Below are 15,151 nucleotides of genomic sequence, written 5' to 3' on the forward strand. Positions count from 1 at the left end.
ACGCGTGGAATCTGTTTTTTTATCCGTTTTTTCCTGTATCAACCATTATTTACTTTTGAGAAATGTATCAAATATCAATAAATTGAAGTAGCATGCGCATTTCATCCGTTATAAAAAAAGCAAGCAAAATAAAACCAATCACAAAACTTATGATTGGCTTATTCATATACATAATCAGAGAGCTTTTTTGCTTTTGCACTGGCATTCATAATGATTCCAAATGCAATCAGATATGACAGTAATGATGAACCGCCATACGATATCATAGGAAGCGTGATTCCGGTAATCGGCAATAAACCGATTATCATCCCGATATTTTGTATCTGTTGATACAGCAGCATCCCCAGAATACCCAGAATGAAATACTTTTCAAACATATTCTTTGACATGCTGGCAATACGGCATAAATGAATATCAAGCCCAAGACACAGAACCACTATGAATAATGTTCCGATCAAGCCCCAGCTTTGTCCGATAACAGCAAAGATAAAGTCGGTCTGTGCTTCCGGTATGGATACCAGCTCGATTCCCATACCATGACCTGTAAGGCCGGCCGAGCCAAGAGCAAGCAAGGCCATATACAGCTGATGCCCCTCTCCATTGATATCTGTTTCCGGATTCAGCCATGCTGTTATTCGTTTCAGACGATATCCTCCTTCACCACCAATCAGCTCATTCAGAACATTGAAATGATAGTAATACATATAGAAGAATAATACCAGCACAATGACAATCAGGATACCTATGATGACAAACCATTGTTTTTTTATACCGGAACATACGATCATCGCCACCAGTGAAATAGCGATAATCAATACCACTCCGGTATCTGGCTGAGCAAGAATCAGAAGGATAGGGGGAACTGCCCATTTCGCTACATTCATAAACAAAGAGAAATCCATTTCATAGGACTCTGTTAATTTGTTATTGTTATGCTCATCAATCACACCGGCAGTTATTAAAATCAAAACGATTTTCATAAACTCACTGGGCTGAAAAGAACCGAACGGCCCCAGCTTAAACCAGGATGTGGCACCGTTTGTTGTGATGATCATTCCCAGCAGACTGCCTCCGGTCAACATATTGTATACCTTACCAATCAGCAGCACCACAAGACAAACCATAAGAAACCAGTATCCTATTTTTGCGAACTGCAGCATAGAATCATTACCGAGATACATAATCACACCGATCGCGATTGATCCGATAATAAACCACATTGCCTGCTTCATCATATAGTCTATACCGGCTGCCTGACCGATAATACCAAAAGCGGAATAGATGGATAGAAGACTCATGCCAATCATTAAAATCAAATATGTAACTAAAACAAAATCGAACTTATCCGGACTCTTTGCCCTGGATAATCCTATTTTCATTTGCACCACTCCAGACAAAAACCTTTTCGAAACAAGGTTGTACTTATTATAACACGGTTTATATTTCTTATGTTGCAGCATGGTCAATTATTTTCTGAATTTCTATTAAGAAATGAGAATAAGCATACACTGCAGGTTAGGATGATTGTATGAAAAAACAAAAGCATATAGGATTATACCCAATGGTCATGTTATAATAATAAGCAGTGAGTGGAGTTGATAAAATGACTAAAAAAGCTACCTATACACCGATGATGAAGCATTATCTGGAATTAAAAGAACAGCATGAGGATGCAATCATATTCTATCGTCTCGGTGATTTTTATGAAATGTTTTTCGAGGATGCAAAGACGGCATCCAGTGAGCTTGATCTGGTTCTGACAGGAAGAAATGCCGGTGTTGAAGAACGGGTACCGATGTGTGGAATTCCACATCATGCCGCAAAGGGATATATACAGCGACTGATTCAAAAAGGATATAAAGTCGCAATTGTTGAGCAGTTGGAGGATCCGGCACTGGCAAAGGGACTGGTGAAGCGGGATGTCATCAAAATCGTTACACCCGGAACCATCATGGATGAAGTAAGTGATGAGAAAACAACTGTCTATATTGCTTCTCTGCATGACTTTAAATTCGGTCTTGCCGTCATACTCTGTGAAATGACAACTGGAGAGCTGCGTGCACAGTTGATTGATAAGCATGTCATGGCAATACAGAAGGTTCTGCTGGGAAACAATGTACGAGAAATTGTAATACAGGAGAAGTTTGATAAGAAAATCGTGAAGATGATAGAAGAAATGCAGACAATTACCGTTTCCTATCATAATGATAACGCATTAAAGGAAGAATACCGTCATTTGCTGAATGGAATTGAAGATGATCGTGTGGAAACTGCCTTTGGCGTTCTCACCAATTATCTGGATGAAACACAGAAGCGAAATATGGCTCATCTGAATGCTGTTGAAATGGTGTATGAAAATGATTTTCTTCAGATGGATTTTTCGACAAAGCAGAATCTGGAGCTGACCTCCAGTCTGCGCAGCAATTCACGCTCACAGACATTATGGAGCTTTCTTGATAAATGCCGCAGTTCCATGGGCTCTCGGTTATTAAAAAAATGGATTGAATACCCGCTGGTTGATACAGCGATGATTAACCGGCGTCTGAATGCTGTTGAATATTTGAATGATAACTTCATTACGAAGGATGAACTGCGTGAGCATCTGGGCTTTGTCTATGATATGGAGAGACTGAGTGCCAGAGTGGCCTATGGATCTGCAAACCCGCGGGATATCCTGCGACTGATCAAAACGCTGGAGCATACACCGCAGATTTTTGAATTATTTCATGACTGCAGTGCCTATGAGGAATTTCAGAGTATCGATCCATGCCGGGAGCTGTACGATATGATTGAGGGTGCCATCATCGATAATCCTCCTTTGACATTAAAGGATGGCGGTGTGTTCGTGGAGGGCTATAATGAAGAGCTCGATCAGGTGCGCGAAATCGGTAAAAACGGGAAGAACTGGATTCTTGAGCTTGAAAACAAGGAGCGGGAAAGAACCGGTGTAAAGTCTTTGAAAATCGGATACAACCGTGTATTCGGATATTATATTGAGGTTACAAAAACCAATCTTGATTCTATAAAGGATGAATTTGGTTATGTCAGAAAGCAGACACTGACCAACGCAGAACGCTTTATCACGCAGGAGCTGAAGGATAAAGAGGACGCGATTGTACATGCGCAGGAAAGAAGTATCCGTCTGGAAGCAGAGCTATTCAATCACCTTCTGAATCAAATCAAGGTATATCTGCCTAAGCTGCATGATCTTTCACATGCATTGGCCACGATTGATGCATTATATGCCCTTGCAGAGATTTCCAGTGAAAACGGATATACACGGCCACAGTTTCATACCGGTCATTCCATTCACATGAAGGAAGCAAGACATCCAATTCTGGATCGAATGATGAAAACAACACGTTATGTTTCCAATGATCTGGAGATGGGTGAGGACAATGACATTCTGATGATTACCGGACCGAACATGGGTGGTAAATCCACCTATATGCGACAGACCGTTCTTCTTGTCATCATGGCCCAGATAGGCTGCTTTGTCCCTGCAAAGAAAGCGGAAATGCCAATCTTTGATCAGATATTCACACGGATCGGCGCAAGTGATGATATCATGTCGGGACAGTCAACCTTTATGGTGGAGATGATCGAAGCGAACAATGCATTACAGAATGCCACAGCAAATTCACTCATTTTATTTGATGAGATCGGGCGCGGTACCTCCACATATGACGGTATGGCACTGGCGCAGGCTATGATTGAATATATAATGCGAAATATCAAAGCGAAAACGCTATTTTCTACCCATTACCATGAGCTGACAGAAATGGCAGAAAAGAATGCAGGTATCCGCAATGTGCATGTGGATGTACATGAAGAGGATGATAAGGTTACATTTTTATACCGCGTGCTTGACGGCAAAGCAGATAAATCCTATGGAATCAATGTTGCACGTCTTGCACATCTTCCTTCCTCCGTGCTGGAGCGTGCCAAGCAGATTCTGGACAATCTGGAGCTGCAGCCGAATATGGTAAAAGAGGTGAAGCCACCACTCGTCATAGAAAAAGAGAATCCGCAGCACATGCAAATCATCAATCAGGTTAAACAGGTAGATGTAAATAAAATGACACCGATGGAAGCCATGCAGTTTCTGTATGAGCTGAAGGAAAAAATGTCATAGAAGAGAACTCTGTAATCCCGGATTACAGGTTTTCTGTTTTATAAGAAAGAAGGTGTACTTATGGGTAGAATCAATCGACTGGACGAACATCTCAGCAATATGATTGCGGCTGGAGAGGTCGTGGAACGTCCGCAGGGTATTGTAAAGGAACTGGTTGAAAACTGTATCGATGCACACGCATCAAATATAGAAATACAAATATCACAGGGTGGTATTGCGACCATTACGATTATAGATGATGGTGACGGTATGGATCCTGAGGATGCCACGCTGGCATTTGAGCGGCATGCCACAAGCAAGCTGAAAGAGGTTAATGATCTCTGGAATATACATACAATGGGATTTCGCGGGGAGGCACTGCCTTCCATCGCATCTGTTTCTCATGTACTGCTGCGAACAAATGACGGCACAAGCTCTACAGAGGTGGAGATCAACTACGGCAAGCTGATCAGTGCCAGACCATGTGGGACTCCGAAGGGAACCATGATAGAAATTCAGAATCTGTTTCAGAAAACACCGGCACGCTTCAAGCATCTGAAAAGTCCGCAGTATGAATTTTCTCTTATTTCGGATGTAGTTCAGAAGTTTGCCCTTTCCCATCCGGAAATCGGATTCTGCCTGTCTCATGATGGAAGAACGGTTTTTAAAACCAAGGGCAGCGGTAATCTTTTGGAAGTACTTATGCAGATTTATGGAAGAGACAGTGCGAAGAGTGCGATTTCGCTGGATGGAAGTGATCAGGATTATAAGATAAAAGGCTATATCATGCAGCCGCAGTTTAACCGTGCAACAAAATATTATATGCTGCTGTACATCAATGGCCGTATGATACGTAATTACCATTTGCAGAAGGCAATACTGGATGCATACTCACCTTATATGCCGAAGGACAGATATCCTATCGTTGTCATTGATTTACTGATGGATGCACAGCTGGTGGATGTCAATGTACATCCGTCCAAATGGGAAATTCGTCTGTCCAAGGAAAAGCAGCTGGAAAAGCTCCTCTATGAGACCATTCGCAAAGCACTGCAGGAACAGCTTGAGGTTCCACGAGTTAATATTACAAAGGAAACCGTAAAAGAGAAGGTGGAAGAGCAGGAGCTGCAGTTTACGTATGAACGTGATGATAGCATTTCAAGACTGCATGAGGAAGTAAACGACAGCTTTATACATCCGGAAAAGAATGAAAAGCCCTCTCTGGATATGAAAGAGCTGCGTAGAAAAATCGAAGCAGATAAAAACCGGAGAAAAGAATCAGCTGCTTCGATACAGCCTAAGACTAAGGAAATTCTTCCTGAAATCCGGGAAGAAACAGCATCCTACGAGTCTGAGGATTCAACATCGGTAAAGGCGGTGACAGAGGAAGCAGATGTTAAGGTTCAGCATGAGGACACTGACAAAACAGAAGTGCTGCCTGCTGCCGACACCGGGTCTGAGGCACACACACAAGCTATAGAACCAGACATTTCTTCGGATGCAGCTGTTGCATACAAGGAAATCAGTCAGTCCGAGGAGCTTGTCTATGAGAAAAAGGCAGAGGTGGAACAGCCACAGCCTTTGAATCCGAGTCTCCCACAGCTTCGTGTGATTGGTCAGTTCCACAGCTGCTATATCTTGGCAGAGGGTGAAAAGGGTCTGTACATAATTGATCAGCATGCAGCACAGGAGCGCTATCATTATGAAATAATCAGAAAGCAGATTCTTGACGGAAACAATGATACCCAGCCGCTGCTGCTGCCTATAACAATAGAATCTACGATTTCTGCTGTTTCGCAGGCAGATGATTTGAACGCTTTGCTGGAACAGCTCGGCATTCATCTTGAGGTCTTTGGAGATCATACCTTTGTGTGCCGTCAGCTGCCGCTGTGGATGAAGGATGTTGAAGAAGAGGCTTTTCTCTGCGATATGATTGATATATGGGAAAAGGATAAGGAAATCAGTCTGGATAAGCTGCGGAAGCATGCAATAGCTACCATGGCATGTCACAGCTCCATACGCTTTAACCGCAGTCTTACACTGGATGAAATGAAGCGTGTCATAGAGGATTTAGCACATTGTGAGCAGCCGTTTCATTGCCCGCATGGAAGACCGACAATGATCTGTATGGAGGATAAGGCATTGATCCATGAATTTGAACGTGGATAAGCAGCAGGAGGAAACAGCCTGCAAGCATATAGCTGCTTGTAGTCGCTGCCTTTTGAAATGGCATACCTCTGGCTACAGTGAGAACGGATACTGTGAATACTGAGGATATCTTGTGAGAGAACGGAGTTAATTATGGAAAAAGTACTGGTGATTGCAGGTCCCACAGGCGTAGGAAAAACAAGTCTTAGTGTGGAGCTGGCAAAAGCCTGTCATGGAGAGGTTATCAGCGGAGATTCCATGCAGGTTTATAAAGAAATGAGTATCGGAACAGCAAAAATAACAAAGGAGGAAATGCAGGAGGTACCGCATTATCTGATTGATTTCTGTTCCTTTACAGAGGAATACAATGTTAAAATTTTTCAGGAGAAGGCCAGAGAATACATAGCGGAAATCACCAAACATGGGCATCTTCCCATCATATGTGGAGGAACAGGGCTATATATAAAGTCCTGTCTGTATGATTATCAGTTTGTCGATCAGCCGCAGGATACGGAGTTTATGAATTTTCTGGCAGAGCGAAGTACGGATGAAATATGGGGAATGCTGTCAGTCATCGATCCAAAAGCCTGTGAGAATCTGCATCCGCATAACAGGCAGAGAATCGTTCGTGCTCTTGCGATGGCACATACCGGAGAGAAAAAAAGTGAAATCGTTGAGTCACAGGAACACCGTCCTGTTTACGATGCCTATATCATAGGTCTTACAATGGATCGTTCGCGGCTGTATGAGAGAATCAATGCAAGAGTCGATACCATGATGGAGCAGGGACTGCTGCAGGAAATTGAACAGCTCCATACCCTGCAGGAGGATGTCTGGAGTCTGCAAAGCTTTCAGGGAATCGGCTATAAGGAATGGAAAGCTTACATAGAGGACAGGGAATCAGTTGCCACCTGTGTGGAACGTATTAAGAAAAATTCACGTAATTTTGCGAAACGCCAGTATACATGGTTCCGCAATCAGATGCAGGTGCACTGGTATGATGTTGAAGATGAGAACTATCGCGAAAAAATTTTAGAAGATGTAAAAGCATGGATGGAGAACTGAGATGGAAACACCTTTACAGAGAATGGAGCTTCTGATTGGAGAAAACAATCTGGAAATATTAAAGCGTTCCACCGTCATGGTTGTAGGTGTCGGAGGTGTTGGCTCCTATGCTGCGGAGGCACTGGCAAGAAGTGGAGTCGGAACCCTGATTCTTGTTGATGGTGATACCGTTGCACCCAGCAATCTGAACCGTCAGATACATGCCGTCTATGCTACCATCGGTCGATCAAAAACAGAGGTTATGAAGGAACGGATGGAAAGCTATCGCAGGGACTGTACAATCATCTGCAAGGATATATTTTATAAGGAAGAGGAAAATGCAGTCCTCTTTGATAAACCGGTGGATTTCGTTATCGACGCAATTGATACCATGAGCAGTAAGCTTTCCTTAATCACATACTGCCTGAAACATAAAATACCCTTTATCAGCAGCATGGGGATGGCAAACCGTCTGGATCCGACAAAGGTGGAGTGCTGTGAGCTTATGAAAACAAGCTATGACCCTGTTGCGAAAATTATGCGAAATCTGATTCGGAAGCATCATATAAAAGGAAAGATTCCGGTTGTGTTTTCCAGCGAACAGCCCAGCGTACAAACCAAAATCATAAATGAAAACGGTGTTACCAGAAAGCAGAAAATGCCGCCTGCCAGCTCACCGTTTGTTCCGAGTGCTGCCGGTCTTGCAGCGGCTTCCTATGCTATGCGCATACTGCTTGAGAAAGGAGAACACCATGGACAATGAAACTCTGAAGGTTATTCGTAGCCGTACATCCCTGCGTACCTACGCTGCGAAACCGCTGCGTGAGGAAGAAGAAAATGCCATTATCGAGAGTGCTCTTCTTGCCCCTACTGCTGGAAATCAGATGCTGTATTCCATGATCATCATCCGTGATCAGGAAAAGAAAAAGAAGCTAAGTAAGCTTTGTGACTATCAGATGTTTATACAGGATGCCCCGCTTGTTATTGTATTTGTCGCAGATCATCACCGCTGGTTTGATTATTATCGCATGAACGGCGTAAAGAGGTATGCGGAAAAGCACGGATTATCATTTACATCACCTGCGGAGGGGGATTTAATGCTTGCGGTGGAGGATGCGATGGCTGCAGCGCAAAACAGTGTCATAGCTGCGGAATCTATGGGAATCGGTTCCTGTTATATTGGTGATATACTGGAAAATTATGAAACGGTAAAGGAACTGCTTCAGCTTCCCGATGAGACCTTCCCCATCGCAATGCTATGCTACGGACATTATAAACAAGAGCACAAAAAGGTGTTTAGAAAACGCTTTGATAGAAGGTTTGTGGTATTTGAGGATTCCTATCGGCAGCTGCAAAAAGAGGAATATGAGCAAATGTTTGCCGAGCGTGCGGAAAAGGAATTTCTGACACAGAATAAATACGCAGCGAAAAACTATGCACAGCAGTTCTATGCGAGAAAAACGGGAGCCTCCTTCAGTAAGGAAATGACTAGAAGTGTAAAGGAAGCCTTAAAGGCCTGGACAGGGAAATAACGTCTTATCGCTAACAGACTTTATTTGGAAAGGATATTATGAGACAAATAGATGTTGTCTATTCGCCGATGTGTGAAGCTACAGCTGCAATGATTGAAAAGCTTCGGATCTGGCTGGAGGGCACAGACATACAAATCAATTTAATTCCATATCATCAGCTGCCATCGGATAAAAAAAATTTGCGAAAATGTGAAAATTGCTTTATCGATGTATACGATCGTGGTCGAAAAATAGACACGGTACCGTTGCATTAGCAACAGCTGTATGCAGCCCTGCAGATTGAAAGAAATGCAGAGGATGAAGAACCTGTATTCTCAAAGTGGAATGGTTTGACAGCTGAGCAGTTTAAAAATTGTTTACATAAGGTTGAAATTTCATTCATACCTATCACAAAACATAATTATCTCAGAGAAATGTCGATGTGTCTTACCAATTATCCCTTTGGTAATCCCTCTGAGCAATATCATCAAAGCTGTATATCATTAAAATCCAAGGTGTTTTCAGAGGTATGGCAAAAGGAAGATATTGCTGGAATTTTCGCAGTTTTGGATGATAGGGTAATTGGCTTACTGGAGGTAATGCCAAGAGAGATTTTACAAAAATACGGCTATATGACAGGAACAGCAGGGAATAGCGACAGCTATTTGACAATAGGCTGCTTCGAGGTTGGATATGGAGTTCCTCGGGTTGAAATGCTGGATGCTCTGATGGAGAACTTGGAAAAGGTATATCCGCTCTTCCATCGGAAATACCTCGAAGGTATCGGTATTTATGAATGGAGGGATGGATTCAATCCATACTGGGTATATGAAAAATATGGGTACAGCAGAACGGAAAAATTAGCTGATAATATTATTGTAATGTCAAAGAAGCTTTGCATGTAGTGCGATCCATAGCAGATGAGAAGAGGAACAGCTGTTAAGGATGCAGGGTACTCTGTGTCATATTAAAAATATAACATATAAGGAATCAAATTTATCAGTTTATGATATTTGATTCTTTTTATTATGTTCGCTTAATTTCTTGTTGTTATAGAAAAGCCTTATGATCACTGATTGTTCTATAAATGAATAAAAGGAATGAAATATGCAGCAGCCTTTGAGACAGCAGAGTCAGTTTCTATTGACATATAGATAGCACTGCGATATAGTATATATAGAGATTCGATATATAGAGATACAATGTAGTTGGAGGTTATCTATGGATGAAAAAATAAGACGTGTTTATGTGCCGATGACAGAAACCGGTTTTTATATTCTGTTTTCCCTGCAGGAGGAACGCCATGGTTATCATGTAATTCAATATGTGAAAAAAATTACAGATAACGAAATCATTATAAGTGCAGGAACCTTGTATGGAACTCTTTCAAAAATGGAAAAGGATCAGCTGATCAGGTTTACAAGAGAGGAAGAAAAAAGAAAATATTATCAAATTACAGAGCTTGGCAGTACGGTACTGCAGCTGGAGCTGGCCCGTATTAACCGCTTATATATCAACAGTAAAGGAGGATGCTATCATGGAAACAAAGAGAATCTTTAGATTCTTCTCACTTGCGGAATATGGCGAAGAACAGAAGTTTCTGGAAGAAATGCATCAAAAGGGCTGGAAGCTGAAAAGCTATACGGTTTTCAGGGGGTATGTCTTTGAGAAATGCATACCGGAAAACTGGATTTATCAACTGGATTATCGTGATGAAGTAGAGGATCTGAATGCTTATATACAGCTGTTTCAGGATTGCGGCTGGGAATATGTCATGATGTTTAATTCCTTCTATTATTTTCGCAGAAAAGAGAATGGGGAAGAAAACAATTCGGAGATTTTCAGTGATCGTGAAACGCGGCGGGAATATTGTGAGTCTATTTATAAGCGAAGTGTATTTCTTACCTTGTTTTGTGCAATCATATTTTCTATTATCATAGTTCCCGGTCTGTGGAAGGCTTTACAAATGTTTGACAGAGATCCATGGTTTCTTGTTGTATATTCTTTGATTTCCGGTATTATGCTGTTTGAACTCCTGTTTTTAATAAGATGCACGCTGAAATTATATGCGGCAAAGAAGGAGCAGGAAAGCACTTAAGGCGATGCAGTATGCTTCATAATCTGTTACTTTGTGTTTATGAAAAAACCAGAGCTTATTCATAATGAATGTTCTCTGGTTTTTATTATAATTGTATTACTTATGCTCAGGAGTATTTGTTTTACTGGTTACGTGAGATCAATCAGTATAATAATCAACAGGCTTTATGAATATGATATGCTTATATAGAATAATTTCGCTTACCGAAAATCACAGTACCCAGGCGAATCATATTCGAACCATGCTTCAAAGCAATCGGATAATCATCACTCATCCCCATGGACAGATAGCGGATCTGCTCACTGCCATATTCACTCTGCAGCTTGTGAAAGAGGATGTTCATCCTTTCAAAGCATTCCTCAATACGGTCACGATCCGCATCCAGTGGACCAACACACATCAGTCCCTGAACATCCAAGTGTTTATACTGCATGCACTGTTTTACAAAGGCAGGACATTCTTCCATATACACACCAGTCTTGTTTGCTTCTCTTGATATATTTACTTCAATCAGTACCGGCATAATTTTATCGATTTTCGCACACTGCTTTTCTATTTCCTCAGCCAGACGCAGACTGTCGAGACTTTGGATCATATCAGCGAGAGGAACAACATCCTTTACTTTATTGCGCTGTAAATGACCAATCATATGCCATTGATAGCGATCATCATATTTTTCTTTTAATTCCTGTACCTTATTTTCACCAAACACCCGACATCCGCAGGCATAGGCTTCATCAATTTCTTCTTTCGTATGTGTTTTACTTACTGCGATCAGTGTAACATGATCCGGAAGATGTTTCTGTATTTCCTGAAGTTTCTTTTTATCCATTTTGCATCACCTGTATCATATTATAGCACTATTTTGTATAGATAGAAAAGAATCTGTTTCATATGCGGGAAATGAAGAAGAAATTAGTTGTCGGATTACCAAAAAGTTATGCTTATACGCGTTTGCAGTAATCCTTTATTTTACAGTTATTTTGTATAGGATAGGCAGTGAATGTATACTGCAAAGAAAAATTCAATATATGAAATGGCAAAAGACATTAGGAAGAGGCGAACATCAGAGAACAGAAAAGACAGAATCTATTGACTCTGTCCATCTGGCAGGTATGCTGCCTGTATGTTGAAGGGAATGAATGAAGTTCCCTAACACTATCTTATGCAGGGACTGGTGTTTTATACGAAAATTTTGATCGATAAAGAAAAAAGAGAATGCAGGAGCAAACTAGTAATATTTTATGCATTTTTAAGTCTGTACTGTGACAATATAAAAACCTATGCGTGTATTTTTATTATCCATGTGTATTGTATCCAGGTATCATTCATCGGAACCGGTACAGATTAGACCAGAGCAAAGAACTTAATAGAAAAGCTGGGAGGCTTTCCTTATGATGGAAAATTCAAAGCTTACTCCTCAGTATGAGTTCATAATTATGTCTGAAAACATATTCTGCAGCTTATCAGTACACAATGCTGTAAATAGCATGAGAAATCTCTTTGTAGTGCAATAGCTGATTATGCTATAATGATAGGGTCTAGTTAAAGGAGTGTCAGGCTATGAACAAGGGATTGTTTATCACATTTGAAGGAAATGACGGAAGCGGGAAAACAACCATCAGTAAGCTTGCATATGAAAAGCTGAAAGCGATGGGGTATCCTGTACTATATACAAGAGAACCGGGAGGCATAGATATTGCGGAACAGATTCGCAGCATCATACTGGACCCGGCTAATACGGCAATGGATGAACGCTGTGAGGCATTGCTGTATGCCGCCAGCCGCCGCCAGCATCTTATAGAAAAGGTACTGCCTGCGCTGAAGGAAGGAAAAATCGTTCTCTGCGACCGCTTCGTGGACAGCTCTCTGGTTTATCAGGGAATTGCCAGAGGTATCGGTGTTGAGGAGGTCTTTGCTATCAATCAGTTCGCAATTGAAGGGCATCTGCCGGATGCTACGGTATTTCTTTCTGTTGATTTTGAAACAGGACTGTCCCGCGTCACAAGCCGTGGCAATAAGGATCGACTGGACAATGAAAGTATGGAGTTCCATAAGCTGGTTGCACAGGGCTATGAGCTGATCAAAGACAAATTTAAGGAACGTATGCATATTGTGGATGCCAATCCGGATGTGGATACAGTTTTGAACAATACAGTAGCCTGTCTTATGGAGATTATAGAAAACCATGTTTAAAGATATTCTGAGAGAACAGCAGCCGGTGGTATATCACACTCTGCGAAATGCTCTGGAGCATAACCGTCTTGCGCATGCCTATATGTTCAGCGGTCCCAGCGGTACGCCCAAAAAAGAAACTGCATATCTGCTGGCCCAGAGTCTGGTTTGCAGGGAATCAGGCTTCGCCTGTGAAGTATGTGATACGTGTGAGCGTATTGCACACAACGAATATGCCGATATGATATATCTGGATGGAACAAGTGTTTCCATTAAGAAGGACGATATTCTGAAGCTGCAGCATGCATTCGCAAAAACTGGTCTTGAAAAAACCGGAAAGAAAATATATGTGCTGGATCATGCGGAAAATGCGACACCGGATGCATTAAACTCCCTGTTGAAATTTCTGGAGGAACCGGGAAGTGATATGATTGCAATACTGATTGTGGAACAGCTGGACAGAGTTCTTCCTACCATCATTTCCCGCTGTCAGAATATCCCCTTTACCCCGTTGAGCGCATCACAGTGCTATGCGGCGGTACAGGAAGATCTGGAGGCGCTGGATGCCTATCTGCTCAGCAGCATGATCCGCCAGAAGTCGGAAATTCTGGAGGCTTCGGAAAGTGAGGATTATCAGCATGCCCGCTTTTTAATGAAGGGAATGCTGGAGCGTTATCTTTCCTCACCATATGATGCTTTGCTGTTTCTGCAGTTGGAAGGCTTTCCTTCAAAACAGAAAAAGCACGGAAAGCAGGCAATGCTCTATCTGCTTGATATGCTTACTATATTCTTCCGTGACTGTCTGCGTGGCAGTCGTCGGCAATCGGATACATGGTATCAGAATATGCTGAAGGAATATCAGAAGAAAAACATGGATATGGCAGCAATTCTGCAGATTCTCATGCAGACGAAGGATACATTACTGCGTTCGGTCAACCTGCAGCTGCTCGTTGATCAGATGCTATACAGAATGAAAGAGGTGACAGAATGAATCAGTCGGAAGACAGGAACGGGATTTCAAAAGGAAATCCGAATCCGAAGCAGGATAAAAAAAAGCATCATGACAGAGGCTTTGAACAGAAACGGGATATGAAGCATCATCCCAAGCATGATGGAAAACCCAATGTGAAGTCGGAAGCGAAGGAACCACGACAGGAAGTAAAGAAGGAAATGAAGCAGGAACAAAGGCCTGCACAAAAGCCGGAGCACAAGAAGGCAAACCACAATGAGCGCAAGCCGGAAGGCAGAGTTTATAAATACATCGCGTTTGTATCCTTTAAGGATTCAAAAAAAATCTATACCTTCGGTACCGATGTGGATGAGTACCGGGTGGGTGATGATGTGGTGGTTGAAACGATTCGTGGTCTGGAGCTTGGAAAAATCGTTAAGGAAACAGAAACCTTTTTGTCCAACGGAATGGAGATCAAGCCAATCACACGCAAAGCAACAGAGCGTGATTTAAAGCAGGCACAGGAAAATATTGAAAAGGCCGGTAAGGCTATGGAGATATGTGCGGAATGTATCCGTAAGCTTGGATTGGATATGAATCTGATTGAAGCGGAGTATACGCTGGATTGCAGTAAAATCATCTTTGTTTATGTTGCGGATGAGCGTGTGGATTTCCGTGAGCTTCTCAAGGAGCTGGCAAGTATTTTTAAATGCCGCATTGAGCTTCGTCAGATCGGTCCCCGTAACAAATCAAAAATCATTGGTGGTCTGGGAACCTGCGGTATGGAAACTTGCTGTTCCAGATTTATGAATGACTTTGATGTCGTATCTATCAATATGGCAAAGAATCAGCTGCTGGCATTGAATATTCAAAAGCTGAGCGGACAGTGCGGCAAGCTGATGTGCTGTCTGAAATTTGAAGACAGTCAGTATAAGCGGCTGCGTGAGGGTCTGCCGAAAATGAATTCCCAGATTGAATACAAGGGAAGCCGATATCGAATTACCAGTATGAATGTACTGCTTCAGCAGGTAAAGATTGAAAATAAAGAGGATGTACAGTTTCTTTCCTTTAAGGAATTGTGGCCGGATATAGATTTCTCCGATCGGTAGGTG

14 protein-coding genes are annotated in these 15,151 nt (G+C 42.0%); 12 read left to right on the forward strand and 2 right to left on the reverse strand.

Going from position 1 to position 15,151, the window contains the following annotated elements:
• Nucleotides 1-158: 158 nt before the first annotated feature.
• Nucleotides 159-1,379, reverse strand: a complete 1,221-nt coding sequence (locus G4D54_00085) for an FtsW/RodA/SpoVE family cell cycle protein (GenBank protein QJA00914.1) — start codon at nt 1,377-1,379, stop codon at nt 159-161.
• Between the two features lie 224 nt (nt 1,380-1,603).
• Between G4D54_00085 and mutS the strand changes: the two genes are divergently transcribed.
• The 9 genes from mutS to G4D54_00130 all read left to right on the forward strand — a co-directional run bounded on the left by mutS (nt 1,604) and on the right by G4D54_00130 (nt 10,915).
• Nucleotides 1,604-4,135 (forward strand): DNA mismatch repair protein MutS, encoded by a 2,532-nt coding sequence (gene mutS / locus G4D54_00090; GenBank protein ID QJA00915.1) that lies wholly within the window; start codon nt 1,604-1,606, stop codon nt 4,133-4,135.
• Between the two features lie 60 nt (nt 4,136-4,195).
• Complete coding sequence (gene mutL, locus G4D54_00095; protein QJA00916.1) at nt 4,196-6,283, forward strand: DNA mismatch repair endonuclease MutL; 2,088 nt, start codon at nt 4,196-4,198, stop codon at nt 6,281-6,283.
• Between the two features lie 132 nt (nt 6,284-6,415).
• Entirely contained in the window at nt 6,416-7,327 is a 912-nt protein-coding gene (miaA, locus tag G4D54_00100; GenBank protein ID QJA00917.1) for a tRNA (adenosine(37)-N6)-dimethylallyltransferase MiaA, read from the forward strand.
• A 1-nt stretch (nt 7,328) separates the two neighbouring features.
• Nucleotides 7,329-8,069 (forward strand): tRNA threonylcarbamoyladenosine dehydratase, encoded by a 741-nt coding sequence (locus G4D54_00105; GenBank protein ID QJA00918.1) that lies wholly within the window; start codon nt 7,329-7,331, stop codon nt 8,067-8,069.
• The gene (locus tag G4D54_00110) at nt 8,059-8,838 is read left to right on the forward strand and encodes a nitroreductase (GenBank protein ID QJA00919.1); all 780 of its coding nucleotides are present in this window, start codon (nt 8,059-8,061) and stop codon (nt 8,836-8,838) included. Before G4D54_00105 ends, G4D54_00110 begins: the two co-directional genes overlap by 11 nt.
• A gap of 38 nt (nt 8,839-8,876) precedes the next feature.
• Nucleotides 8,877-9,092, forward strand: a complete 216-nt coding sequence (locus tag G4D54_00115; GenBank protein QJA00920.1) for a hypothetical protein — start codon at nt 8,877-8,879, stop codon at nt 9,090-9,092.
• 165 nt (nt 9,093-9,257) lie between these two features.
• The gene (locus G4D54_00120; protein ID QJA05126.1) at nt 9,258-9,722 is read left to right on the forward strand and encodes a hypothetical protein; all 465 of its coding nucleotides are present in this window, start codon (nt 9,258-9,260) and stop codon (nt 9,720-9,722) included.
• A 316-nt stretch (nt 9,723-10,038) separates the two neighbouring features.
• Nucleotides 10,039-10,377 (forward strand): PadR family transcriptional regulator, encoded by a 339-nt coding sequence (locus G4D54_00125; protein ID QJA00921.1) that lies wholly within the window; start codon nt 10,039-10,041, stop codon nt 10,375-10,377.
• Complete coding sequence (locus tag G4D54_00130; protein ID QJA00922.1) at nt 10,355-10,915, forward strand: DUF2812 domain-containing protein; 561 nt, start codon at nt 10,355-10,357, stop codon at nt 10,913-10,915. Before G4D54_00125 ends, G4D54_00130 begins: the two co-directional genes overlap by 23 nt.
• A 181-nt stretch (nt 10,916-11,096) precedes the next feature.
• Here the strand turns inward: G4D54_00130 and G4D54_00135 are convergent, their stop codons facing one another.
• Nucleotides 11,097-11,747, reverse strand: coding sequence for a YggS family pyridoxal phosphate-dependent enzyme (locus G4D54_00135; protein QJA00923.1), 651 nt, complete (start codon nt 11,745-11,747; stop codon nt 11,097-11,099).
• 731 nt (nt 11,748-12,478) lie between these two features.
• Between G4D54_00135 and G4D54_00140 the strand changes: the two genes are divergently transcribed.
• The 3 genes from G4D54_00140 to G4D54_00150 are packed head-to-tail and all read left to right on the forward strand — an operon-like array spanning nt 12,479 to nt 15,148.
• Complete coding sequence (locus G4D54_00140; protein ID QJA00924.1) at nt 12,479-13,111, forward strand: dTMP kinase; 633 nt, start codon at nt 12,479-12,481, stop codon at nt 13,109-13,111.
• The gene (locus tag G4D54_00145; GenBank protein QJA00925.1) at nt 13,104-14,081 is read left to right on the forward strand and encodes a DNA polymerase III subunit delta; all 978 of its coding nucleotides are present in this window, start codon (nt 13,104-13,106) and stop codon (nt 14,079-14,081) included. Before G4D54_00140 ends, G4D54_00145 begins: the two co-directional genes overlap by 8 nt.
• A complete protein-coding gene (locus G4D54_00150) occupies nt 14,078-15,148 on the forward strand; it encodes a stage 0 sporulation protein (protein ID QJA00926.1) in 1,071 nt (356 codons plus the stop codon). Before G4D54_00145 ends, G4D54_00150 begins: the two co-directional genes overlap by 4 nt.
• The last annotated feature ends 3 nt before the right edge of the window (nt 15,149-15,151 follow it).

The sequence above is a fragment of the [Clostridium] innocuum genome (assembly GCA_012317185.1).
GTDB lineage: Bacteria > Bacillota_I > Bacilli_A > Erysipelotrichales > Erysipelotrichaceae > Clostridium_AQ > Clostridium_AQ innocuum.

Excerpts from the sequence above, each read along its gene's own strand:
- G4D54_00105 (QJA00918.1), top strand. The coding sequence starts at position 7,329 with ATGGAAACACCTTTACAGAGAATGGAGCTTCTGATTGGAGAAAACAAT.
- G4D54_00125 (QJA00921.1), top strand. The coding sequence starts at position 10,039 with ATGGATGAAAAAATAAGACGTGTTTATGTGCCGATGACAGAAACCGGT.
- G4D54_00130 (QJA00922.1), top strand. The coding sequence starts at position 10,355 with ATGGAAACAAAGAGAATCTTTAGATTCTTCTCACTTGCGGAATATGGC.
- G4D54_00115 (QJA00920.1), top strand. The coding sequence starts at position 8,877 with ATGAGACAAATAGATGTTGTCTATTCGCCGATGTGTGAAGCTACAGCT.
- mutL (QJA00916.1), top strand. The coding sequence starts at position 4,196 with ATGGGTAGAATCAATCGACTGGACGAACATCTCAGCAATATGATTGCG.
- G4D54_00140 (QJA00924.1), top strand. The coding sequence starts at position 12,479 with ATGAACAAGGGATTGTTTATCACATTTGAAGGAAATGACGGAAGCGGG.
- G4D54_00150 (QJA00926.1), top strand. The coding sequence starts at position 14,078 with ATGAATCAGTCGGAAGACAGGAACGGGATTTCAAAAGGAAATCCGAAT.
- G4D54_00120 (QJA05126.1), top strand. The coding sequence starts at position 9,258 with ATGTGTCTTACCAATTATCCCTTTGGTAATCCCTCTGAGCAATATCAT.
- G4D54_00145 (QJA00925.1), top strand. The coding sequence starts at position 13,104 with ATGTTTAAAGATATTCTGAGAGAACAGCAGCCGGTGGTATATCACACT.
- miaA (QJA00917.1), top strand. The coding sequence starts at position 6,416 with ATGGAAAAAGTACTGGTGATTGCAGGTCCCACAGGCGTAGGAAAAACA.
- G4D54_00135 (QJA00923.1), bottom strand. The coding sequence starts at position 11,747 with ATGGATAAAAAGAAACTTCAGGAAATACAGAAACATCTTCCGGATCAT.
- mutS (QJA00915.1), top strand. The coding sequence starts at position 1,604 with ATGACTAAAAAAGCTACCTATACACCGATGATGAAGCATTATCTGGAA.
- G4D54_00085 (QJA00914.1), bottom strand. The coding sequence starts at position 1,379 with ATGAAAATAGGATTATCCAGGGCAAAGAGTCCGGATAAGTTCGATTTT.
- G4D54_00110 (QJA00919.1), top strand. The coding sequence starts at position 8,059 with ATGGACAATGAAACTCTGAAGGTTATTCGTAGCCGTACATCCCTGCGT.